The organism is Flavobacterium sp. ov086 (assembly GCF_900187965.1).
Classification (GTDB): Bacteria; Bacteroidota; Bacteroidia; order Flavobacteriales; family Flavobacteriaceae; genus Flavobacterium.
The window spans coordinates 312,864-336,937 of sequence record NZ_FZNL01000002.1 but is presented as its reverse complement, the minus strand read 5'-3'; the positions used below and the strand labels follow the sequence as shown (position 1 = coordinate 336,937).

General features: G+C 33.9%; 14 protein-coding genes. 2 read left to right on the top strand and 12 right to left on the bottom strand.

Going from position 1 to position 24,074, the window contains the following annotated elements; all coding sequences use genetic code 11:
• Positions 1-99: 99 nt before the first annotated feature.
• The 6 genes from CHB81_RS03375 to CHB81_RS03350 all read right to left on the bottom strand — a co-directional run bounded on the left by CHB81_RS03375 (position 100) and on the right by CHB81_RS03350 (position 9,271).
• Positions 100-1,062 carry a glycoside hydrolase family 43 protein gene (locus tag CHB81_RS03375; protein ID WP_089350476.1) on the bottom strand — a complete coding sequence of 321 codons (963 nt, stop codon included), beginning with the start codon at positions 1,060-1,062 and terminating at the stop codon, positions 100-102.
• Between the two features lie 88 nt (positions 1,063-1,150).
• A complete protein-coding gene (locus tag CHB81_RS03370; protein WP_089350475.1) occupies positions 1,151-3,760 on the bottom strand; it encodes a TIM-barrel domain-containing protein in 2,610 nt (869 codons plus the stop codon).
• A 91-nt stretch (positions 3,761-3,851) separates the two neighbouring features.
• On the bottom strand, positions 3,852-4,166 hold the full coding sequence (locus tag CHB81_RS03365; RefSeq protein WP_141130357.1) for a hypothetical protein: 315 nt from the start codon (positions 4,164-4,166) through the stop codon (positions 3,852-3,854).
• Positions 4,167-4,982: 816 nt separating this feature from the next.
• Positions 4,983-6,911 (bottom strand): RICIN domain-containing protein, encoded by a 1,929-nt coding sequence (locus CHB81_RS03360; protein WP_089350473.1) that lies wholly within the window; start codon positions 6,909-6,911, stop codon positions 4,983-4,985.
• A gap of 837 nt (positions 6,912-7,748) precedes the next feature.
• Entirely contained in the window at positions 7,749-8,384 is a 636-nt protein-coding gene (locus tag CHB81_RS03355; protein ID WP_141130356.1) for a hypothetical protein, read from the bottom strand.
• A complete protein-coding gene (locus tag CHB81_RS03350; RefSeq protein ID WP_254920949.1) occupies positions 8,384-9,271 on the bottom strand; it encodes an RHS repeat domain-containing protein in 888 nt (295 codons plus the stop codon). Before CHB81_RS03350 ends, CHB81_RS03355 begins: the two co-directional genes overlap by 1 nt.
• 424 nt (positions 9,272-9,695) lie before the next feature.
• Here CHB81_RS03350 and CHB81_RS03345 point away from each other — a divergent pair, with 424 nt between their 5' ends.
• The gene (locus CHB81_RS03345; RefSeq protein WP_089350470.1) at positions 9,696-10,175 is read left to right on the top strand and encodes a CAP domain-containing protein; all 480 of its coding nucleotides are present in this window, start codon (positions 9,696-9,698) and stop codon (positions 10,173-10,175) included.
• A gap of 335 nt (positions 10,176-10,510) precedes the next feature.
• Positions 10,511-11,269, top strand: coding sequence for a glycosyl hydrolase (locus CHB81_RS03340; RefSeq protein WP_089350469.1), 759 nt, complete (start codon positions 10,511-10,513; stop codon positions 11,267-11,269).
• 263 nt (positions 11,270-11,532) lie between these two features.
• Here CHB81_RS03340 and CHB81_RS03335 read toward each other — a convergent pair whose 3' ends face one another.
• The 6 genes from CHB81_RS03335 to CHB81_RS03310 all read right to left on the bottom strand — a co-directional run bounded on the left by CHB81_RS03335 (position 11,533) and on the right by CHB81_RS03310 (position 24,050).
• Positions 11,533-12,585, bottom strand: coding sequence for an exo-alpha-sialidase (locus tag CHB81_RS03335; protein WP_089350468.1), 1,053 nt, complete (start codon positions 12,583-12,585; stop codon positions 11,533-11,535).
• A 91-nt stretch (positions 12,586-12,676) separates the two neighbouring features.
• Positions 12,677-14,266: a SusD/RagB family nutrient-binding outer membrane lipoprotein gene (locus CHB81_RS03330; protein ID WP_089350467.1), complete on the bottom strand. Its 1,590-nt coding sequence runs from the start codon at positions 14,264-14,266 to the stop codon at positions 12,677-12,679.
• A 17-nt stretch (positions 14,267-14,283) separates the two neighbouring features.
• A complete protein-coding gene (locus CHB81_RS03325; protein WP_089350466.1) occupies positions 14,284-17,379 on the bottom strand; it encodes a SusC/RagA family TonB-linked outer membrane protein in 3,096 nt (1,031 codons plus the stop codon).
• A gap of 265 nt (positions 17,380-17,644) precedes the next feature.
• The gene (locus CHB81_RS03320) at positions 17,645-20,302 is read right to left on the bottom strand and encodes a glycoside hydrolase family 3 N-terminal domain-containing protein (RefSeq protein WP_089350465.1); all 2,658 of its coding nucleotides are present in this window, start codon (positions 20,300-20,302) and stop codon (positions 17,645-17,647) included.
• A 14-nt stretch (positions 20,303-20,316) separates the two neighbouring features.
• Positions 20,317-22,557 (bottom strand): GH92 family glycosyl hydrolase, encoded by a 2,241-nt coding sequence (locus CHB81_RS03315; RefSeq protein ID WP_089350464.1) that lies wholly within the window; start codon positions 22,555-22,557, stop codon positions 20,317-20,319.
• A gap of 8 nt (positions 22,558-22,565) precedes the next feature.
• Positions 22,566-24,050: an alpha-L-fucosidase gene (locus CHB81_RS03310; protein ID WP_089350463.1), complete on the bottom strand. Its 1,485-nt coding sequence runs from the start codon at positions 24,048-24,050 to the stop codon at positions 22,566-22,568.
• Positions 24,051-24,074: the final 24 nt, after the last annotated feature.

Genomic DNA, 24,074 nt, shown 5'->3' with positions numbered 1-24,074 from the left:
ATCATTTTGTTGCATACCTACGGCACGCCAACATATTTCGAATCTATAATGACTATCAATATTTAGTGCCTAACGGCACATTTCAACTCTTGATTAGTATTACTTGATCTTACTTACACCTTCAGTGGTTTGTATTATTTTTTGAATGGTTCCATCTTTATTATAATGCATATAATCTACACAGATTGAGCGCCTGTAACTCCCACCTGTTGGTAAACTCCCGTTGTGATAAAAAAAGTACGATTTCCTCTTATAGTCAATAATTCCCGGATGTGTGGTAAAACTATTGTGTACATTTTCCTGAATAATCCCCTGATAAGTCCACGGCCCTGTTATATTTTTAGAGGTGCAGTATTCTATCATTTCTGGTTTTGTGCCTGTACTGGCATATACTAAATAATACAATCCTTTCCTTTTGTACACCCAAGGTCCTTCGATATAATTTTTAGGTGTAAAAGTGGTAATAGATCCATCCACCTCTATCATATTCTTTTTCAACTTTACCCATTTACAGCTTCCGTTTCCCCAAAACATATAGGCTTGTCCATCATCGTCAACAAATACGGTTGGATCAATATCATCCCAGGCATATTTCATGTCTGTTGTCATTTCATTTATTATGAGCGCTTTTCCAATTGCATCTTTAAAAGGACCTGTAGGACTATCTGAAACTGCTACACCTATTGCGGCACCGCCTCCACTTATCTCGTCTTTTTTATGAAATGTAGAAACAAACCAATAAAACTTTCCATCTCGCTCAATACATTGAGCCGCATAAGCATCACCTGTAGCCCAAGAAAATGTGCCGGGCGAAAGTACTGCTCCATGATCTTTCCAGTCTTTCATATTTGTTGTAGAAAACACATGCCAATCGGCCATTTTATAATTCGTATCGTCTTGGGTTGCTACATCATGACCTGTGTATAAATACAAAGTACCTTTATGCACTAAAGGAGCAGGATCTGCCGTAAAAACATCTTTGATAATAGGATTTTGCGCTTCGATACTTAGTACAGACAAACAGCACATCAGTAGAAATAAAACTTTGGTTTGGTTTTTCATTATTTGTTTTTTGGTTTGGCTTTTTGGTTTGGTTTTTTAAGTATTGAATACCGTTTTTAATTCCTTTTATCTCACTTAAATTTTAGATTTAATTTTTATCGGCTGATTTTTTTATCAGTACTTTTTCACCTGTATATTTTATTGTTTTTAGAATCTTTGCATTCTGATTTCCAGAGATCCATACAATATTCATTGTGTATATTGCTGTTTGATTCTTATAATTACCTATTCTTTTCCCCAGAGTCAGGCTTTGATTTTTTTCATTCCAGATTATAGGAATTTCAATATGTGCTCCTTTTTCATAATTATAATTATCACCTTCATCATCATATAGTGTAAACGTGCCATCTTTACCAGTATAAATCCGAATTTCGAGAGCATCCTGTTTAGAGTTTGTATTCTGGATTACATTGCCTATAGGTACAATTGAACCTTCTTTTACAAAAACAGGAATTTTATCCAATGGTGCCGGAATCGAAATGGTCTGTCCTCCTTCAAATCGTTTGCCGGTCCAGAAATCAAACCAAGCGTTATTTTTAGGCAAATAAACATCCCATTGGGTGACATCTGGTTTTGTAATCGGCGCTATCAACAATGCTTTTCCAAACATGTATTGATAAGCCTTACTTACGGCAGTCGTGTCATTATTAAAATCCATAATTAAAGGCCGCATCAAGGTTGAATTATTCTTTGATATCTGCCAGACTTCTGAATAGATATAGGGCAGTAATTGATATCGAAGATTCATCATAGAACGCATATTATTTTCTACTTTTTCACCATACTTCCAAGGTTCAGTTTCTGTTTGATAGCCATGCATTCGGAATATTGGATTAAAAACAGCCCATTGAAACCAACGAGTAAGTATTTCATGATACTTTTCATCTGTGTATTGTGTTGATCCGGGACGAAAAAACCCACCAATATCAGTCGTCCAGTATGGCATTCCTGTGAGATTATAATTTAGACCTGCCACTATTTGGCGTTTATAGGAGTCCCAATCCCATCCAATATCACCTGACCAGTTTATAGTACCATATCGCTGTTGCCCTAAAAAGGCCGAACGGGTAAGAATAGCTACTCTTTTTTCGGGATTTGCATTTCTTTGTCCTTCATAGATTGCTTTGCTGACAAATAACGGATAGGTCAAACGGTAAAAATCGCCCAAACCAAAATAAGTCTTCTTTCCTTTTAATGCATCATTTTCAGGTTCTGTGGCATCCATCCACCAAGAATCTACACCCAGGGTGAATAAATTTTTGTTTAATACACTCCAATGTGTTTTTTGGGTTTCAGGATTATAAATATCTATCCAGGGGCTGTTAGGAATGAATAAATCTTTCGATACATATTCCTTCCCGATTTCAGATTCTTTATTTAGATTTTCCCAGACAGAAATAGAAAAATGCGCATTCAAATCATGAATTTCTTTTATAAATTTTTCAGGATCGGGATAATGTGTTTCATCAAATTTTGGTACGCCCCAACCATATTTTCCCCAATACTGCCAGTCTTGTACAATAATGTCAACAGGCAAATTGCGCTTTCTAAATTCTTTGATTGTAGAAACCAAATCTTCGCCAGAAGTATATCGCTCACGGCACTGCCAAAAACCAAATGCCCATTTAGGCAACATTGGTACAGTACCTGTCAGGTTGCGATAATTCGCTATAATTTCGTCTGTATTTTTTCCTGCAAAAACAACATAATCAAGTGATTTTGCATTTGGAGAATTAAAAACCGTTTCATTATTAGAAAGTTTTAAACTAAGAGATGGCGTGTTACTCGATTTGCAAATTACTTTTACAGTATGCTCCCCCTCTTTTAATTGAACTAACTTGCTCACTGCCGGTGGCAGCCATAAATTAGATTGATTAATTACATCAATACCATCAATCAATACTAAATGACGGCTGTCCATGTCTCCCAGATCAAGCATGACGGAGTATTCTCCATCTTTAGCAATTGAAAAATTCCCGGAATATACAGACTGTTGTTCTGAAACTTTTTGTGTTCCTGAAGTTGTTGTTACTTCAATTTCTCGTTTTTCACCTTCATTTATTGTATTCTTAACCAAAGTGATACTTTGAGTTGTAGGGTTAAAATAGGTTAATCCGTACTGATGCCATAACAATCCATAACCTTTGCTGGATACTAAAAACGGAATTGCAATTTGTGTATTAACCTGGATTAGTTTACGGGTCACATTTTTTAAATTATAAAAACCATCCTGAAACTGCCCTAATCCAAATAAATATTCATCGTCAGGAGATTCAAAACCTTGTTCTGCTTCAAAACAAGGTTCCCCCATAATAGTGCCCGGTTTTAATCTTCTTGTATTTGCTTTTTCACTTAGAAATATTTTGCCTGATTTATTACTATATGTAATAACTCCCGTCTTTTTGTCGAATGTAACTATTATTGCTTTTGTACTAAGCTTTAAAGTGCTTTCCGTTTCTTTCAATACAAAAGCTGGTACTTTAGGCGTATTTATTACAACAAATTCCTGAGCTTCTTTTGCATTTTCTATTTGATATTGTATTCGTATAGATTTTTCGGTAAGCGGGATTATGTGTAAAATTCCCTCAGATAAATCTATAGATAATTGATCTTTCGTTAAGGTATGTCCTTTATACTTTTGTGCACTAACTGAAGTGAACAAACAGCTTAAAAGAAAAATATAAAAAAATTTTTGCATAGTATATCTTATTATAAGGGATTATTTTATCGGGATTAATGAAACCACAAAACCTCCTCTACGAAGTAATTTTACCTCTATTGTGCTGTTTTTATTTACTACCATAACTTATGGGCAGCTCATAATGTTCCTTTATCACTTTTGGTTTAGTTCCTTTAAAAAAAATAAGTTCTTTAAAAAAATCCTGATCATTTCTTGAAAGTCCTAAACTCACTTTTGGAAGTATTTCAGCTGTATTTTTATCTGTCTGGTACTTTATTTTAAGATACCATTCTCCTTGATTATTTTTTGTACCATACAAAGTGATATCGATTTTTTTATTAGGCGACTCTATTTGTATTTGTTGTGACCATACATTGCATAAGCTAGAAACAAAAAAGCTCAATAAAATAATCTTTAACTTCATAATTTTATTTTTTTCTATCTCAAAATAATTTGAAAGCCCAGTTCTAATCAGGAGAAGTGCCATTATGATTAATTGTAATTTTGGAAGTAAAAGCCGAAAGTAAATTTCAACTTCGGCTTTTTTAAAAACTAACTAACATAACTTCAATTCAGATTATTAAAACACTTAATTTTCAGGTAATTGTATTTTTATATACTACAGATTTCAAGTCTACAAACCCAACTTAAATAATAAGTGTATTTATTACAAATATAAATAAAAACAATTAATACACAATCGGTTGCATTTAATTTTATTACCAATTACACAAAAACAAGTCATAAATAAAACATTATCAATATTTTTATAGCTAAAAAAATGAATAATAAATAACAATATAAGTAGTCACGGATTAAAAATTGCAAATTTAAAAGCGCTAATTCATTTTTTTTAAAGAACTCGCAAAAATAACAAATCACCAATAATCAGACATTATTAACTATATATCAAGACGATAAAGAAGAAAAAATTTATAAAAAAGAAAACAAAAACAACCGTTAGCTTAATTTATTATATAAAATAAACTGCAATTAAATTAAGAAGTCTTAGCTATTTATAATTTCTAAGATCCCTTTTTTATTAATATTAAAGTAAATCAAAACCGTTTACTCCAAAACTTTTTTACCAGTCCAAATTACAGGCTGGTCGTTAAGTTTGGAGTAAAAAATAAAACCACTACTTTAATTTTAATTTAAAGTAGTGGTTTTGCAATAAATATAATGATGAATAAAATTATAACGTTAATCTCAAAATCTATATGTATTATTTTAGAATAGGCTATTCAATTACTATCTTTTTGGTTGTTGTAGTTGAATTTTGAGAAATCATTGCCATATATATACCTCTGGCAAGTTTAGTTCTAATAACTTGATTAGTATTAGATTTTAGATTTTTTGTTTCGTATAATACCTCGCCGCCTATTGAGTATATAGTTACAGAATAATTTTCGTCTGATTGTGAAGCGAAATAAATATTAAACTCTCCACCCTTTGATGGATTAGGATATACTTGGACACCATTACCTATTTCAACATTATTTGTTAAAATATTTTTCTCATCTATACTTTTTGAAGTGTTTCCTACTTTATTGAACTTAAATAATTGACATGAAGTCCCATAATATTCCCAAAGTTGAAGATTTGCTGTGCCATCCATATTACAATTAGAAATGTCCCAACTTTTTGATGTATTTATGGCTGATTTTATGCTATAATAACCATTACCCATATCGGTTACTAACCATTTTTGAGCATCATTATTATAATTATCCCAAAGTCTTATCGATTTTCCATTTGTTGGATCTGCGCTCTCAAGATCTATTACACGTCCTGTAGAACTCGCATTTGATTTAAAACGCCAATAGCCGTTTCCAGCATCAATAGCGATCCATTGTTGTGCTGTTCCTCCTAATCTATCCCAAGGATGGATTACAGCACCATTTGCATTAGTCCCATACTTAAGATCTATTACTTTATTTGAATTTGTTTTAAATTCAATTTCATAAACTCCATTGTTTACTAGTGAGGTACTAGTACAGCTTTGCGATGGTATATTATTATTTGCATATTCAGAGAACCACTGCTTAGTTGGTGCAGCACAAGCCTCCCAATTGTTGTTGAAAGCAGTTGTAACATTATATGGATCTGCATTAGTTATCAGTCCTTCTGGTGCAAGTAAATTCCAACTACAATTTCCAGCAGCATCAATTCTACCTTTCAGATTAAGACCAAAACCACTTGTTGTACCGGTACCCCATGTTCCGTCACCAGTAGGAGACCAATCCGTTTCTGTTACCATAATAGGTGCTATGTTAGCAATCGGTTGCACATTAGCATTCCAGGCATTATTAAAACTAGTGGTATTTTCTGCATTAGCTCCCCAATATCCCGGATAAACATGAACAGCATAACCTATATTACCTCCTGTTATTAAATGGTTTGGATATCCTTGGTAATGAGATTGATATCCCGTTCCTGGTATCCAGCAAATATTATTTGCACCATTAGTCTTAATTATATTTACTAAATCCTGAAAATAATTGTGTAAAGCGGCAAAATGCTCATCACCCGTTGCACCCCAATTTCCATTTGTTCCAAGTATTTCTACAGGCTCATTGGCTATTTCAAACATAACATTATCTACATTCTTTAAACTTGGATGGTTCGATAGATATTGCCATACCGTTCTTAAATAATTATGGTAATTGTCCCCATAAGCAATTCGATTTGGACATACGCCAGGAGGACGAAGGACAACATAGAGTCCTCTGCTTCTGGCATGATTAATTAAAGGGACTATAACTTGATTTACGTAAGTTACTAATCTATTGTAATCAAAGCATGAGATACTATTTTCTCCTGCTGAGCAACCAGGTGTATTGGTCCAGTAAGGATCAATATGAAGTCTTATATAATTTAATTTCCACCCGTTATTTGTATCCGTGAGCGCATCCATAACGGCATTATTATAATTAAGACAACCTTGAACATTATAGTTATCCCAACGACATTGATTATAAGAGCAACCATTAAACCAAGGACTGGGAGTAATGGCAACACCATGTAGTAAAATGTTTTTTCCGCAAGGATCCTTTAAATTTTTGCCTTCGATATGCAGAGGAGGCAATGGCATTCCTGGCCATGCAAATAATCGTATTAGAGGAATAAACACTAAAAATAGAATAAGTAATTTTTGAAATCTTTTCATAACATAAATGGTTAAATGGTTAAATAGTTAAATAGTTTAATCAAAAACCTACTCTTTACATTTGAGTAAGTATTTTACTGCTAATTTAACAATAAAAATAATTAAAAAACAACCGATTGTGTTATTTATTTTTTTCCACCCTTTTTCTAAATAATAATTTGATTTAAAATTTTCTCTTAGATACAACTCTCACCATGAAAGCTTTAGAAAGAATATCTCCATTAACTGTTTAACGCGCAAAATTACAAACAGCATCTCTTTCTTCAAATTGAATAGCAGTTTGTATAACTAAAAAAACAAACGAATTATTTAGAAGCATAACTTTATAACTACCATAATTAGCAGAAATATATAGTATTTACATCCTTACAAATAAACTTAAAAAGAGAGTTGGAAAAATGCCAATACCTTAAGATACACATGTCAAAACATTACAAAAATCCTCAAAAAACTGATTAGATATTGGAATGCTTACCACTACTAAATAAAGCTTCAGAGAAATCTGAAGTTTTATTATTGATTATGGTTTTAATTCTTTGTCAATTTCACTTTATGTCACACAAAAGGATTCGGGAGCGGGGCTTTTGTTTGTTTTAAAACACTTTGTTTAAAAAAATTGCAGTCTAGAGACATTTGTAGCTTTTCATAAGGAAAACTTCGGAGAGCGGCAAGTATTTAAAACATAAGTGGTCGGAATTTCTTCCGACCACTCTTAACCCAAAGGTTGTTTTAATTTTTACGCGATATTAATATAAATATCTGATTTTCTGTAAATGTTAGATGCAATAATTAACCACCAACACATCTGATACATTACCAACCTAAAATATTATCTATTTAACGCTTTATCTTTTTATTGAAACAAGTAAAATCAAAGTAAGCTTCATCATATATTTTGGATTTCAAAGTTGTATTAAGAAATTCTAGATTACTATTGTCAAATTCAATTAATTCCTGTATAAAGTCCAAATTTGCAGGATTATGGGTTATTCTAAACAAAATTAGACTTGCTACTAATTGTTCATTTTGATGATAAATAACAGTATTACGTATATGTTCTAAGTTTTTTACGAGTTCTTCGATGTATAATAATTTAATATTCTGGCTTAAATATTCTAAACAAGCTAAAACAAAGCAATCTTCGTCTTCATTCTCAATTAATAAAAACGATACTATCTTTTTGTACTCTAAGTCAAGCCCAAAATCCAAAGCTATATAAATTAAATCTGAAACAAAGTCTTTGTTTTTATGTTCTAAATTTTGATTAATGAAAGTTTCTATAAGAAAAAAATCCTTTTGCTCGAAAAGTGAATACTCATTAAAAAATGAATTAACTAGCTCAGTTTCTTTTATATTTAGAATAAAATTTATATCATCTGAAGATAGCTTAACCTTATCTTCACAAAGTTTTAAAATAATTTTATTAGCTTCAATAAATGTAAGCTTTTCTATATTTTTTAGAGTAGAATTCATCATTTCTTATTTTTACTTTGTCTTGAACTTCTTTGATTAGTGTTTTTTTCGTGCTTTTTTAATTTTTGCAAATCAGAACTAGATGCAGTACCGGCCTCTTTTCTTGCCTTTATCGCTTCTAATTCATCATCTTGTAATTTTCCATTATTATTTCCTCTTTGCGCAAAACTATCAAAAACAATTGAGGCTTCAACTGTTTCCATTAGCAATCCAAATCCTTCAACTATAGCTACTTCTAGAGCTACTGGATTTATAAGTACAATTCCATAAGTAGGTTTTACAGGTTTAATATTCTCAATTTTACCAATACCATTAGAAAACAGAAAATGATTACTTGTTAAATCATCTTGAACTATCTTTTTATCTTTTTCGTATGTTACACCATCACGTTCTTTACCTACAACTTCTCCACCACGTTTATTCAAATATATATTATCATCCCCATCATCTTTATGGTCAATTATTTTACCATTATTATCAACAACAGTAGAACTTAAATATTGCGGAGCATTCTTAAAGTTATCTGAATTTGTATCAAAATTAATATCCATTGGCTTAGCTTGCATTCCATCAGGGTCTATAAAAAAGACTGGATTATTAAGAGCATAAGTGTATGGATTAAATCTACGTGATTTCTCCGCCAGCGGATCAATGTTCATCCATCTGCCTAATGCTGGGTCATAATTTCGAGCATCATAATCATAAAACCCAAGCCCCAGCTCGTCTTGCAGTTCTTTCCCGTTGTACTTATACTTATTATTGCTTGGCGGCAAACTTATGTAACTAATAAAATGTTTTAATCCAAAAGGGTAGTAATTATCTTCATCAACAATTTCAAGAGCCAGAGTTGTAGAATTCTTAGCGTAATTTACCCTTATGTTTCCCAAATGATCCTTGTATTGAAATACATACGAAAGCCCACCTGCATTTTTAACATAACCTTCTGCTGTTGGGGAAAACTCTAAAGTATTGTTTTTATATTGAAAGCCTCTTAAATAATCTGTAATTACTGTAGGTTTGCTTGTTTCAACTACAATTTTCTGTAATTTTTGCCCTGCTGCGTTGTAAATATACTCAATGCTGCCTTATAATAAAAACAAGAATCTGGTACTAATGGAGGATATATCGAACGGACGAAAAGTAAGTGAATTATTAATATCTTATGATAAAAAAGGTTTTCTAAGAGCACTGCTGCTTACTTATCTTTTTGAGTAAAATTTCAATAACAAAATTGAAGAACCTTAATTTTAGAGACTCTTAAAACAATAAAAACAAATATCTTTATACCTCCTTAATAAATAATCGATTATTATGTCTCCAAAGCGTGTTGTTCATATTCTTTTGACTTCCTTATTATTTATCTCTTGTAATAGTGATAATGATACTTCCATAGATGAGACAGACGTCACCAATTCAGTTTTGATTGAAATAAACAAACTTAGAACTAAGGGATGTAAATGTGGAGCAGATGATATGCCTGCTGTACCTCCATTAGTAAGCAATTCAATATTGACAAAAACAGCTCTTAATTATGCTAATGATATGAATGCACGTAATTATTTCTCGCATATATCACCTGAAGGGACAAGTCCTATACAAAGAGCCGCTGCTATTGGTTATACAGGAAAATATGTAGGCGAAGTGATCGCTCGCAATTACACTACTGCTGCCGAAGTTGTACTAGGCTGGAAAAACAGCGAAGACCATTGCAAAGCTATGATGAGTAATACTTATATAGAAATGGGTGCTGGAAAATCAGGAAACATATGGGTTGCAAATCTGGGAAAGTAAACTAATTCTCTTCTCGAAATTGTTATTTAACTATATAACAACACTTTGACAAACAATTTATCTTCACTTCAAATAAATAAAAAAACAGGTTTACTCTTATTATAGTAAGAATAAACCTGTTTTAGTTTTTTGCAAATTATATTATTCTCAGTTTTTTATTTCATATATAGTCATTTTTACCATAACTAAAAAATATCTTTAAACTATAATAAATTATAATCTATTTTTTATGAATATAATTAAAAAACACACCTTTTTCTTAATAATTAATAAGATAAGTATGTAATTATTAATACATTAGCATTACTAATCATTTAACCTTAAACTAAAATTTTATGAAAAAATCAATTTTATTTGTAGTATTAACCCTAGCGCTTATGGGTTGCGAAAAAAGCGAGCTAAACAATGAATCAGAAGTTAAAGCTGCATGGTCATCATCTGATCAATATGCCAGTTGGTCAAATGGCGGTTATACCGTATATAATAACATATGGGGGTTTGGTGCAGGAAGCCAATCCATATGGGCAAATAATTACAGTAATTGGGGTATTTGGGCAAACCATCCAAATACAGCAGGTATTAAATCATACCCAAATTCAACCAAATACGTAGGTAAAGTGTTAAACACAATTAATACTCTTAGTACCAGTTTTAACGCAACTACTCCAAGTGGAGGAGCTTGGGTTTCGGCTTATGATCTTTGGGATAGTACTAAAGCCAATGAAATAATGCTGTGGTTAAACTACACAGGGAATTCAAATGGTTCAGGAAATGTAAAACCGATTTCTTATAATTATTCATCAACCGGCGCTTCTGTTCCCGTATATACAAACCAAAGCATTGGTGGTCATACCTGGAATGTATTCCGTGGAAACAATGGCTCTAACAATGTTTATTCATTTTTACGCACAACAAAAACCAATAGTGGTACAATAGATGCAAAAGCAATCTATAATTGGGTAAAAGATAAGGGATGGTTTGGTAACGTCACTGTTGGAGACATACAATATGGGTTTGAAATCTCATCCTGTTATGGTACGAACGGAAATGGGGCAAATTTTACTTGTAATAGTTATTCTGTTACTAGCAATTAGTTTTTTTGCAAGATAAAAACAGGCTCAATTTTTAAATTGAGCCTGTTTTTTATTTTAAAAATAATTTTAAACTTCCAGATACTTCACTGTACCAACAAATTTTTTAATTAATTTAAGTTTGTGAATATCACATTATCATTAGCTCCATTGGATATATCCTGGTTAGAAACTAAACCTCGAATCTTTTGGTTAGTTGGTACATTCAAGTATATAATTATCTTAAAAGTTTTCGCCATAAATAATGAATTATTTCAAAACTTGATTTATTTCTTCAGTTCAAATGCGACGTGTTTAATATATTTTCTATTGTAAGTATACAAAACATGAATTTTTTGATCTGCTGTTTGGATAATGGCAGGATAACTGAATTCTCCTTTATTTTGGTTTTCCAAATCAAATAATTTCTCCCAGATTACACCATTTCTTGAATATTCTACATCGAGAACATTTCTACCGTTAAACCAGTCTTTTCCCATTTTTAAAGGATTATTCACTAATAAAAATGATTTATTTAACAATGTTACTGCATCGACTCCCGAATTTGAATTTACAACATTAATACTATCCGTTCGCTGCCACGTTTTGCCATTATCTTCAGACCAACTCGAAATTAATTTATTATGCCTGCTTCTGCATAAAATCTGAATTTCTTTATTAGAATGAACCAAAAATGTGGGCTGTATAATGTCAAAATTTTTATTATCCTGAAGATCGGTTATAGTCCAGGTATCTGTTGCTTCTATATAAGTTTCTATAAAAACACGCCATTTATTATCAGTAATACTTTCGGTACTGCTTCCGCATAAAATAATTCCCGGAGTTGTCTCAATTGGTTTATTTCTAATAGGTCCCAATATTCCTTTTGGAAGATATTTAGGATTGCTCCAGGTGTTTCCGTTGTCTTTTGAAACAATCATAGCACCAAACCATTCTCTCGGATTTTTTCCCACTTTATAAAACAAATATAAGTTTTGGCTTTTACTTTTAAACAAAACCGGATTCCAGCAGGGTAATGTATCACCGTTTTTAATCAAGGGATCTATCAGCTTTTTGGGTGCCGACCACTTTTTTTCTTTATACGATGAAACATAAATACTTACATCACTAGCGCCTTCATGCTTACCTCCAAACCAAGCCGCCAAAAGTGTGTTGGGTTCCAGTTCTACTAATGTTGATGCATGACTGTTTGGGGTAACAGGATTTTCTGCAATATAATCCTGAGTACTATTAATCGCTTTTACTTCTTTCTTTAAGGAAGAACAAGAAAGAAAAAACATCATCAATACAATAAACGGATAATAGTTTTTTAAATTCATATCTGATTTTTATATAAAAACAAAAGGAGAGTTTCCTCTCCTTTTGCGTTTTTAAGTAAAGAATATGTGGGTCTTTACTCAACCAAATTAATTATTTAGTATCCCACCAAAGTTTTGTTCCTCCGGTATCAGGACCTTTTAGTTTAACGATTCCATCATTAACGGCATCTTTATTTGAAGAATATTCGTTTGTAGTATAAATGATTCTTTTCATCAAACTTTTACCAACTCCGGCATCATTATTATCGGTATTAAGAGGCGGATAAATAACTTTTGCATCACTTCTTCGTAAGTCCGCCCATGATTCCCATGATTCAGGAAAAATAGCCAAATACTTCTGAACTGCAATTTGAGTACGCTGACTCGCAGCTGCTGCAGACCATGCTACAGGCAATTTTACTGGAATATCCTGTAAGTCTAAAGTTGGATAAACCGTTAAGACGTTTGGCAAAGTTGGCAATGTATTTCCCGCAATGTAAGCGTTTATCGCAGTCGCATCTGTAATTCCCCATTGTGTTAACGAAGCTCTAATACCAGCTTCATATAAACTCTGAGCACTTCCACCCATGTTCCATCCGTTCAAAGCACCTTCTGCTCTGCTGAAATAGTTTTCAGAAGCCATGAATACTTCGATATTTTTAGATTCGCTAAGATTTCCTGCGGCACCATTCCCCATAACATCATTATTAAAAGCAGAGAATTTTGTGGTTCCAAACTGATCTTGTAAACCTCCAATAGGCTGACCACGATAAACACCAGTATCAATTTTAGCAAACCACTTAGCTAATCTTGGATCATTATATCCTACCAAAATACTTTCCATAGAAGCTGTCATGGTATAACCCCAGCTGTTTACGATCATATTTAAGTTGTTTGGTGTAATATTACTCGCTTTAAAGAAAGCGCCCTGCTCATTGGTTTGCATAACACCAGCAGCTACAGCAGCTTCAGCTTGTGTTTTTGCTTTAGCAGGTTCAATATCAGAGATTCTTAATGCTAAACGTAATCTTAAACTGTTTCCAAAAACTCTCCAGTTGGCAACATTACCTGCATAAAGACGGTCATTTGGCTGAAACGAAGCAACTGTCGTTACACCAGAACTACTTAATGTAGCATTTGCTTCATCTAATAATTTAAAGAAATCTTCGTAAATAAATTCTACGCTGTCATAAGGCACTTTTTCTTTCTTATTGCCTGCCTCTGTGTATGGAATTGGTCCGTAAGCATCTACCATCTGATTGTACATGAAAACTTTCCAGATTTTAAGAATTGCCAAAGCTTCGGCATTTCCTTGAGATGCTTTTATGGCATTGTTTAACGATGGAACAGCAACTGTGTAAAATCTTGTCCATCCACGACCTTCGTAACCGTTTACGAATGCATTTCTTTCTGTACCATATCCACAATCTAAGTATTGAATAAAAGTAGAAGATAAAATACCTGTTGCAATACCCCATGTTCCCTGATCATCAATACCTGATGGCGATGAGTAAGATCCGTTATGGATTCCGGCATAAATTGCAGATGCAAAAGATGGTCCTGCAAGAGTTGGATCCAGCTGATCTTCTGTAAGCGAATTAGGATCGGTGTTTATTTTATCAAAGTCGCTTGTACAGCTTGATAAAATAGAAACTGCCATTAATGCAACTCCTAAAGTTTTTATTTTAAAACTATATTTCATGATGTGTCTTTTTTTAATTAAAATCCAAATTTAACATTTACTCCATAATCTCTCGTTGAAGGAATGTTGAAAGATTCTATACCTTGTAAGTTTCCTGTACCAGCACCTGCTTCCGGGTCAAAATATTTGGCTTTATTTACGAAGAAGAATAAATTTCTTCCTACTAGTGAAAAGTCAATATTTGTAAAACCAGAGTTGCCTAAAAGACGTTTTGGTAAAGAATATCCAAAAACAAGTTCTCTTAATCTGATGTTTGTAGCATCATAAATAAAAGGTTCTGCAATAGGTGTTCTTTGTCCAATTGCTGTCCAGTATTGTTCTGCATTAATGCTTACTGTATTTTGAGTATAAGTTCCGCCTGGCCCCGCTACAACACCATCAACAACAATTCCGCCTTCTCTTCCTGCAAGCGTAATATCGCTTACCCCTAAACCAGCTTGTCTTGCCTGAGTGTAAGAGATAACCTCACCACCAATTCTAAAATCAACAAGAAAACTTAAAGAGAAATCTTTGTATTTAAAATTATTTTTCAAACCTGCAGTCCAGTCCGGATTAAAGTTTCCGGCACGAACATCAAAACTATTTGTTGCAAGTGGAATACCTGCACTGTTTACAATAATTTTTCCGTCAGGAGATCTTTGGAAACCTTTAATATACAGATCTCCATATTCACCACCCTTAATAACTTTACTTCTCACCAATCGTCCTTCACCAAGTACTAATTCTTCTCTTCCTCCATAAATAGATTTTACCTCAGATCTGTAAGTTGCATAGTTGGCAGCAACCTCCCAAGAGAAATTTGCAGTTTGTATTGGAGTTATGCTAAGAACCATCTCGATACCTTTATTTTGAACTTCTCCACCGTTTACTACCGCTCTCGAAGTCGAAGAAGATTCTGGAGTATTGATGTAAAAAATCTGATCTTTTGTATTCGTTTGGAAATAAGTAACATCTAATCCTACTCGATTTTTAAGAATTCTAACCTCTCCACCAAACTCAACAGAGCTTGACATCTCTGGTCTTAAATTAGGATTTGCTGCTGTTGTCTGAGAATACAACATACCGCCGTTACCACCAATATAAGATAATCTTGAACTGGTTTGATAAGGATCTGTATCATTACCTACTTTTGCATAAGAAGCTCTTAATTTTGCAAAACTAATCGTCTCAGGAAGTGTAAACATATCTGAAAGTACTCCCGAGATACCTATTGAAGGATAAAAGAATGATCTGTTTGCAGCCGGTAAAGTAGATGACCAGTCATTTCTGGCAGTTAAGTCCAAAAATAAATAATTTCTAAAACCAATTTGTGAGAAACCATAAATCGAGTTAATTCTTTTCTCTGAAGCTGTAGACGTTGACTGAATAGTTGCTACATTCGATAAAGCAAAAAAGTTTCTTTTACTTAAAACTCCTCCTGAATTTAATGAAGAACTATTTTGTTGCAAAGCATTCGCACCAGCATTAATACCAATAGAGAAATCACCAAATTTTTCATTATAAGAAAGTAAAGCATCTGTATTGAACTCGCTTACAGTCTCATAAGATTCACTGTATGAACCAAGATTGTTATTAAAAGCTACTGTAGCATATCTGTTTCTAACATTCTTATTGGTCATTTGGTCTAAACCAGTTCTAATCTGTAAACTTATTGTTTTTGTAAAATCATATTTAAGAGAAGCCAAACCTATAAATCTGTTTCTTTTGTCTGTACGTGCATCATCACGCAAAGCTGACCAATATGGGTTTCCGCCTGGAGATCCGGCCTCGTCTAAGAAATAGTTCATTTGTCTTTGTCCGGCAGCATCAAAATATTCAAAATCTTTGTACTCATTAAATTTCATACTACGTGGTAATAAATAAGCTGATGTACCAATAGATTCTTCTCCGGTTCTTAACAAATTATCGATATCCTGAACGATATAGTTCGTTTTTACATCTAATGATAATTTATCAGATACCTTACTGGTTAATCTTAAATTAAGATTATGTCTGTCTAATTGATTTCCTCCCACAATACCTTCGGCACTAGTGTTAGTGTAAGAGAAATAACCTTGTGCTTTTTCATTTCCTGCCGTAATAGTTAATGTATTAGCTAAATTATACCCCGTTTTATAGAAATCAATAACGTTGTTTGGTTGTGGAGTATAACTCGTTGTTGCAGGTCCTGAATAATTAGGATTACGAACCAACTGCCATGCAGCAACCTGTCTTCCGTCTAATTTTCCTCCCCAACTTGAGCTAGATGTTGAGTTGTAAGCGCCTAGAGTACCTTGTCCGTATTCGTTTTGTAAGTTCATCAAATTATATGCTGATGAAGCCATAAAATTAGACGATAACGAAACTGAAGTTCTTCCTGATTTACCAGATTTGGTCGTAATAACAATTACACCATTACTTGCTCTAGTTCCGTAAAGTGCTGCTGCAGATGGTCCCTTAAGAACGGTCATCGAAGCAATATCTTCCGGGTTAATGTTCGAAATACCATCCGGCTGTGTAGTTCCTCCTGTATCAATATCAGGATTTGTAGTGGTCGTTCCATTACTAATTGGCACACCATCTACCACATACATTGGCTGGTTGTTTCCTGTAAGGGATCTGTTCCCTCTTAAGGTAATTCTAGATGAACTACCAACTCCGTTTGAAGTTGTAGAGAAGTTAAGACCGGCAACTTTACCTGAAAGTGAGTTGGCAACGTTTAGCGATCTTGCTTCTGAAAGCTCATCTACTGAAATGTTTTGTGCAGAATACGTAATAGCCTTTTTCTCTCTTTTAATACCAAGAGCAGTAACTACTACCTCTCCCAATTGCTGTGTAGCTGCACCTAAAGCTACATTCACTGTCGTTTGGGTTCCTACAGCAACTTCTTTTGGAGCAGAGCCTACATAGGTGAAGACTAAAACTGCTGACTGATTTGAAACTGTAATACTGTACTTACCATCAAAATCTGATGATGCGCTGGTTCTCGTTCCTTTAACAACAACATTTGCACCAGGGATTGGAATTCCGCTTACTGCATCTGTTATCGTTCCTTTTATTGTTGTTTGTGCCTTCAGACCTTGAAATCCGAATAAGCATAAAACAAACAATAATTTTAGTACGTTCTTAATCATGTTTAGTTGTTTTTTTAGTTAATAACATGTTAAACTTAAGAATACATTCTGTTAACAAAATATAATTTCGACAAATGACAATTTTGAAAAGGCGTTGGGGAAACTTTAACATTTAAAAGAAATAAAACGACTTTATTTGTAATCTTAATCCTCTTTATACCAACCCCTACCACTTAACCATATCTAACTGTTTTTTGTTTTTTTTAAAGGTATTCTCTATTTAATACTTAAAACAATAAATATCTTATCGTTTTTTACCAAATCACTACAAAACCTTAAAAGATTTTTTTTGTAAATCAACAGAGTTACCACCTACCATAACTTCAAAATCTCCCGGTTCTACAACCCGCTTCATTTCACGATTCCACAGCGATAATTCGTCAGAAGTCAATGTAAACTCTACAGTTTTTGTTTCTCCTTTTTTAATAAATAATCTCTTGAAACCCTTCAATGTTTTTCTTGGAGTTGTTACACTACTATATACATCATTAATGTACAACTGCACAACCTCATCTCCATCATAATTTCCTGTGTTTTTAACGTCTATAGTTACTTTCAATTCTCCATCTGTTTTAATTGACGCAGCACTGGTTTTAAGATTTGAATATTCAAAAGTCGTATAACTTAACCCGTAACCAAATGTGTACAACGGATTTTCGCTTTCACTAACATATCGATGTATCGCAGATGGTTTTTGATTGTAATATATAGGCAATTGTCCAACAGATTTAGGAACTGTAATAGGCAATCTTCCGCCCGGATTATAATTCCCAAACAAAACATCGGCTACAGCCGTACCTCCTGCCTCACCCGGAAACCAGGCTTCTACAAGAGCAGGAATATTTTCGCTGATCCAGTTTGTAGAAAGCGGACGACCGTTTAATAACACACAAACAACCGGAGTTCCTGTTTTCTGGATGGCTTCGATCAATTCCTGCTGCATTCCGTGCAAGTCTAAAGATGCAACGTCTCTGTTTTCTTCTACCAATTCATTTGATTCTCCCAAAACTACAATCGCAACATCTGCTTTTTTAGCAATATCGATCGCTGGCTGAAAATTTACTTTTTCCAGATTCCAACGCAAGTGCGCTCTGGCTCCCCAGCCGCCCTCCCACATTTCGATGCGGACTTTATATTTTTTTCCGGCTTCGATATTTTTTGGAGTCGTAACCATACTTGTAGCACCTTTTGTCCAGTTATCGATAACCAATTGATCATCAACCCACATTCTGATTCCATCATCTGAACTTAAACCCAACCAGCCATCAAATGATTTTTCTGATTGAATATATCCTGTCCAGCGAATTGAGAAATCATCATCTGTAACACCATCTCCCGGAGACCAGGGCCAGTCAAATTCTAATTGATTGTCAATACGAGTTAATACTGGATTTCCTTCTACATTTCTGTTATTGAAATATTCTCCTTTTAATCCGTTTTGAGATCCGTCAGGTGTAAATAAATATTTCGACGGAATAATTTGTCCTTTCACAATTAAAGGAACACCTTCTTCATACAATACATTGGTTTTGGCACCAACAACTTGCTTAACACCTTCAAGAACAGTAGTTCCCACTTTATTTTTTACAGCATAACCACCTAATCTTGACGCATCAGCATTTGGGCCTATAACAGCAACTGTTTTTATATCTTTACTTAAAGGTAGAATATTATTTTCATTTTTTAATAAAATAATTGATTTATGACCCGCTTCTAAAGCAATTTCCTGATTTTCTTTGGTATGAAAACGTTCCTTTATCAGATTTTTATCCGTGTACGGGTTTTCAAATAATCCCAATAAAAATTTCAATCTTAAAACTCCACCCGCAGCACGGTCTATTTGCGCCATTGTTAGTTTTTTCTCGTTTACCAATTCAATAAGGCTTTGCTGCCAAAACTCATTTGTAAAATCATAAAACTGCATGTCAACTCCAGCAGCAACTGCTTCTCTAATACTTTCTTTAGGCGAATCTGTAACATAATGTGTTACCTGAAGGTATTTTATAGCACCCAAATCTGATACTACAATTCCTTTAAAACCCCATTCTTTTCTTAAAACATCTGTCAATAACCAATGGTTTGCTGCACAAGGAATTCCATCTAATTCAGAATACGCACACATGGTTCCTAAAGCACCGCCTTTTCTAAATGCTTTCTCAAACGATGGAAGATGGTCTTCACGGACCGAACGTTCTCCCAATAAAATTGGAGATGAATTTCCTCCCGCCTGTGGAATTCCGTGAACAGCGAAGTGTTTGGGTTCTGCAATAATGGAACGATCTGATCTTAAATCATCTCCCTGCATACCTTTTATCATTGCCAAACCAATCTCGCTGTTTAAATAAGCATCTTCACCAAAAGTTTCAGCAACCCTTCCCCATCTTGGTTCACGGCCAAGATCTAAGTTTGGTCCCAGCCCAAAATGAACTCCGTGTGCTCTGGCTTCAGTCGCAATTACTTTACCTACTTTATCCATTAGGTTTGTGTCCCAGGTTGCACCTAAACCAATATTCATGGGGAAAGCCGTACTGCCGTCATCCAGATAACCGTGAAGCATCTCGCACATTATAAGTGCAGGAATTCCCCATTTGTTCTTTTTAATTACTTCGCTTTGCAAATCATTGATCATTTTTGCCGAACGCGGATAAATGTCATGAATCGCCCCAATACCCAGATTCCCTATTTTTAGATCTGATTTTGATTTCGAAAAATCTTCTTTATCTTTAAAAAACTCCCCTTTGTACATATCCATCTGGCGTACTTTTTCCTCCAGACTCATTCGGCTTAATAAATCTGTAAGCCTTTCTTCTACCGGTAATTTAGGGTCTTGGTAGGGATATTTTTTTTGGGTGTAACCGTGGTTATAAAAACCAACAGCCATTATGAAAATAATGGCTGTTTTTTTCATTCTTACTTGTAACATAGTTGTGTTGTTTTTTAATTTTGAATCACTTTCAGCATCGTTCCATTCACAAAATCTTCGTGCGAAATAAAAAAGCTATTAAGTGATTTTCCGTTTAGCTCAATCGAATTGATTTTTCCATCATTATTTTCTTGTCTTTCAATTACAATGCTTTCTTTTTTATAATATCTTGGATCTAGTTTGATCGTTATTCTATGAAACATTGGCGTGGTAATAGTATAAATTGGATCTCCCGGCGATATTGGATAAATCCCCATCATCGAATAAACCAACCAGGCCGACATTGTTCCTGCATCATCATTTCCTGGTAAACCATTTGGTTTGTTTTGAAAATATTCTTTAACTAATTTTTTCACTATTTCCTGACTCTTCCACTCCTCTCCTTTTACATAATTAAATAAATAAGGATAAGCAATATCCGGCTCGTTTGCCATATCAAATTGTTTGGTATCGAATACTTTTTGCAATTGATCAGAGAAAGCTTTCTCACCGCCCATTAATTTCATTAGTCCCTTTATATCATGCGGAACCATAAAAGCATATTGCCACGCATTGCCTTCGATAAAACCAACATTTTCCTGAAAATTTGCTCCCGATGCTGGATCAAAAGGTTCATACCATTTTCCGGCAGCTGTTCTTGGTCGAAATAATTTTAAATCTTTATCATATAATTTTTGGTACGATAATGAACGTTTAGTAAAACGCTTATAATCATCTTTTTCACCCAAAGCTTTCGCCAAAAGTGAAATCGCATAATCTGAAGTATTATATTCTTGCGTTGTAGAAACAGGACCGCGATAATTGGTTGATAAATACCCTTTGTCGATATATTCTTTCAGCCCCGGGCGTAACGGATTATTTTCGGTTTTATCTGCCCCTTTTAGCATTGCATAATATGCTTTATAAATATCAAAATCCTGAATTCCCTTTAAGCAGGCGTCGACTATAACGATACTTGCCGGATCTCCAACCATTGTAAATGTTTCTGTCGAATTTAATTCCCATTTAGGCAACCAACCGTTTTCATCATACATTTCCAGCATACTTTTTATCATATCAGATTGTTGCTTAGGATACACTAACGATGTTAAAGGATGCATGTTTCTATACGTATCCCACAAAGAAAACGTCGTATAACGTGTTCCATCGGTTTTGGCAATTTTGGTTCTTTTTATTACAGGATATTCTCCATTAAAATCATTTAAAGTATTCGGATGAATCAAGGTGTGATATAATGCCGTGTAAAAAACAGTTTTATCGTCTTTTGAACCACCTTCGACCAAAATTTTAGAAAGTTCATCATTCCATTCGTTATATGTGTCATTATAAACCGCTTCAAACGATTTGTTTCCGGTTTCTTTTTCTAAGTTTTCACGCGCATTTGCGATACTCACGTACGAAATTCCAATTTTTACCTCAACAGTTTCCTGTTTATTAAATTTGTATCTAAAATAAGTCCCAATACTATCACCAACAACTGTTTTAATAGTATTGTCCATCATTCTGGTTTTGCCGTTGTACGTCATCCATTGTGCTTCAACTCCTTCATATTTTGTCGGTTTTTTCCAAACTCCAAATTTATCCGCAGCTTTAGAAAATTTCGCTACAAAATAAATCGGATAAGCATCCTCCGGACTATTATAACAAAATGAACCAACGGAACGCATTCCTTCAATTTCTGTAGATGAAACCACTTTTACCATCGCTCCTTCTTCATTTGTTAAACCTAAACCAAGATTTAACAAAATGTTAGATTGCCCTTTTGGGAAAGTAAATTTGCTTACACCTACTCTTTTAGACGCTGTAAATTCAGCCTTAATATTATATTTATCCAGATTTACACTGTAATATGCTGCTTTAGCAACTTCGTTAGAATAAGTTGAACCGTATTTTAAATGATTAGTCTCTATTTCTCCTGTCGTTGGCATTAATAACAAAACACCTAAATCCGGACAACCAACGCCACTGATATTTACCTGACTAAATCCGGTTAAAAACGTATTTTCGTTTACATACGGATTTGACAGCCATTGACTGTCTTTTTCTAATTTGTTTTGCTTCCCCGCAACATTAAACGGACTAATACTTGCCATACCTCTTGGTGCGATTGGTCCCGGAAAAGTGGCTCCGTAATTGGAAGTTCCAATAAGCGGATTTACAAAATCAGCAGGTTCCTGTGCAAAAATACTTATGCCAAAAAACAGCATGTAAAAAAAACATGCTGTTTGTATTGTTATCCTTTTATTTAAAAACATAATAATTTCTATCTGTTAATAGCTTCAATTTTTAAAGTCCATGCTTCTTTACAAGGTAAATTGTTTCTTAAACTTTCCGGAATTACAACTTTAAATCCTTCAGCTTCCTTAGTCCATTTCAGTGAAGTTTTTGAACCTAACATCGAAATTTTTGTTCCTTTTTTAGGATTAATTGACTTTATCACAATTTCTGCAGGAATTTTATTTTCTCCTTCTTTAGCCAGATAAAACAAGAAAACATTACCGGCTTTATTTTGTGTCATGCAAATGTTGCTCTCTTTAAAAGGCTCAATTGGTTTTGTGTTGTAAATCGCTGTGCTGTTTACCTTCATCCAATCACCGTAAGCTGCCAATAAATCATAAGCTCCTTGTTGCCATTCTCCTTCAGGACTTGGTGCAACATTCAATAATAAATTCCCCCCTTTTGCCACAACATCAATCAACATATGAATACCTTGTCGCCCTGTTAAATATGTAGCATCGGGAGTATATGACCATCCGCCGCCAGAGGTAATACAAGATTCCCACGGGTAAGGCAAGGTTTTTTCAGGAACCCTGTTTTCTGGAGTCAGATAGTTTTGGTTTTTTCCATGAACCGCTCTGTCTACTACAATTAAACCCGGTTGTTTTTGGCGTGCTTTTATTACTAATTCATCCATTTTAGGATCCTGATCTACGACTCTGTGTTTGATGAAACCGTTTTTTGCTTCGTTTTCAGCAAACTTTTCATCGTAGTTTTCTTTTATGTTTTGTTGGTCTCTTTTTCTAACCCATCCACCATCTAACCATAAAATATCAATTTTACCGTAATCAGATAATAATTCTAAAATTTGGTTGTGTGTAAAATCAACATACTTCTGCCATTTTTCAGGATATAAAGCCGGATCATAATTTACGTTTCTGTCGAAAGGAGGAAAATAAGGATCCCAGTAATTTTCGTTATGCCAGTCAGGTTTTGAGAAATAAGCTCCGGTTGAAATATTTTCAGCTCTAAACGCATTAAAAACTTCTTTGGCAATATTTGCTTTTGGATTAGTACTAAAAGCGCATCCTTTGTCTGTTACTTTATAATCAGAATATTTGGTATCAAACATATTAAATCCGTCATGGTGTTTTGTGGTAAAAACCATGTATTTCATTCCTGCATATTTCGCTGCTTTTGCCCATTTTGCAGGATCAAACTTTATTGGATTAAAAGTCTTTTTTAATCCTTCATACTCTTTTACATATTCATTGTAATTTCCTGGATTAGTTCCTTTTTTTCGTTCGCACCATCCATAATCTTCCGGACAAATTGACCAGGATTCTACAATTCCCCATTCGCTATATGTTCCCCAATGCATTAACAATCCAAATTTTTTACCTTGCCACTCGTCTAAGTTTTTTAATACTAACGGATCTGTTTCCGGCACATAACGTTCATCTTCGTAAATAGCCTGCGAAAACATTTGAACTGAAAATAAAAGTGCGAGTATGAATATTCCTCTTTTCATCTTTAATCTGTTTATTGTTTATTA

Bases quoted from the DNA above. Each gene is read 5' to 3' on its own strand.
- CHB81_RS03340 (WP_089350469.1), top strand. From the start codon at position 10,511: ATGAAAAAATCAATTTTATTTGTAGTATTAACCCTAGCGCTTATGGGT.
- CHB81_RS03335 (WP_089350468.1), bottom strand. From the start codon at position 12,585: ATGAATTTAAAAAACTATTATCCGTTTATTGTATTGATGATGTTTTTT.
- CHB81_RS03370 (WP_089350475.1), bottom strand. From the start codon at position 3,760: ATGCAAAAATTTTTTTATATTTTTCTTTTAAGCTGTTTGTTCACTTCA.
- CHB81_RS03325 (WP_089350466.1), bottom strand. From the start codon at position 17,379: ATGATTAAGAACGTACTAAAATTATTGTTTGTTTTATGCTTATTCGGA.
- CHB81_RS03360 (WP_089350473.1), bottom strand. From the start codon at position 6,911: ATGAAAAGATTTCAAAAATTACTTATTCTATTTTTAGTGTTTATTCCT.
- CHB81_RS03310 (WP_089350463.1), bottom strand. From the start codon at position 24,050: ATGAAAAGAGGAATATTCATACTCGCACTTTTATTTTCAGTTCAAATG.
- CHB81_RS03365 (WP_141130357.1), bottom strand. From the start codon at position 4,166: ATGAAGTTAAAGATTATTTTATTGAGCTTTTTTGTTTCTAGCTTATGC.
- CHB81_RS03375 (WP_089350476.1), bottom strand. From the start codon at position 1,062: ATGAAAAACCAAACCAAAGTTTTATTTCTACTGATGTGCTGTTTGTCT.
- CHB81_RS03345 (WP_089350470.1), top strand. From the start codon at position 9,696: ATGTCTCCAAAGCGTGTTGTTCATATTCTTTTGACTTCCTTATTATTT.
- CHB81_RS03330 (WP_089350467.1), bottom strand. From the start codon at position 14,266: ATGAAATATAGTTTTAAAATAAAAACTTTAGGAGTTGCATTAATGGCA.
- CHB81_RS03315 (WP_089350464.1), bottom strand. From the start codon at position 22,557: ATGTTTTTAAATAAAAGGATAACAATACAAACAGCATGTTTTTTTTAC.
- CHB81_RS03355 (WP_141130356.1), bottom strand. From the start codon at position 8,384: ATGAATTCTACTCTAAAAAATATAGAAAAGCTTACATTTATTGAAGCT.
- CHB81_RS03320 (WP_089350465.1), bottom strand. From the start codon at position 20,302: ATGTTACAAGTAAGAATGAAAAAAACAGCCATTATTTTCATAATGGCT.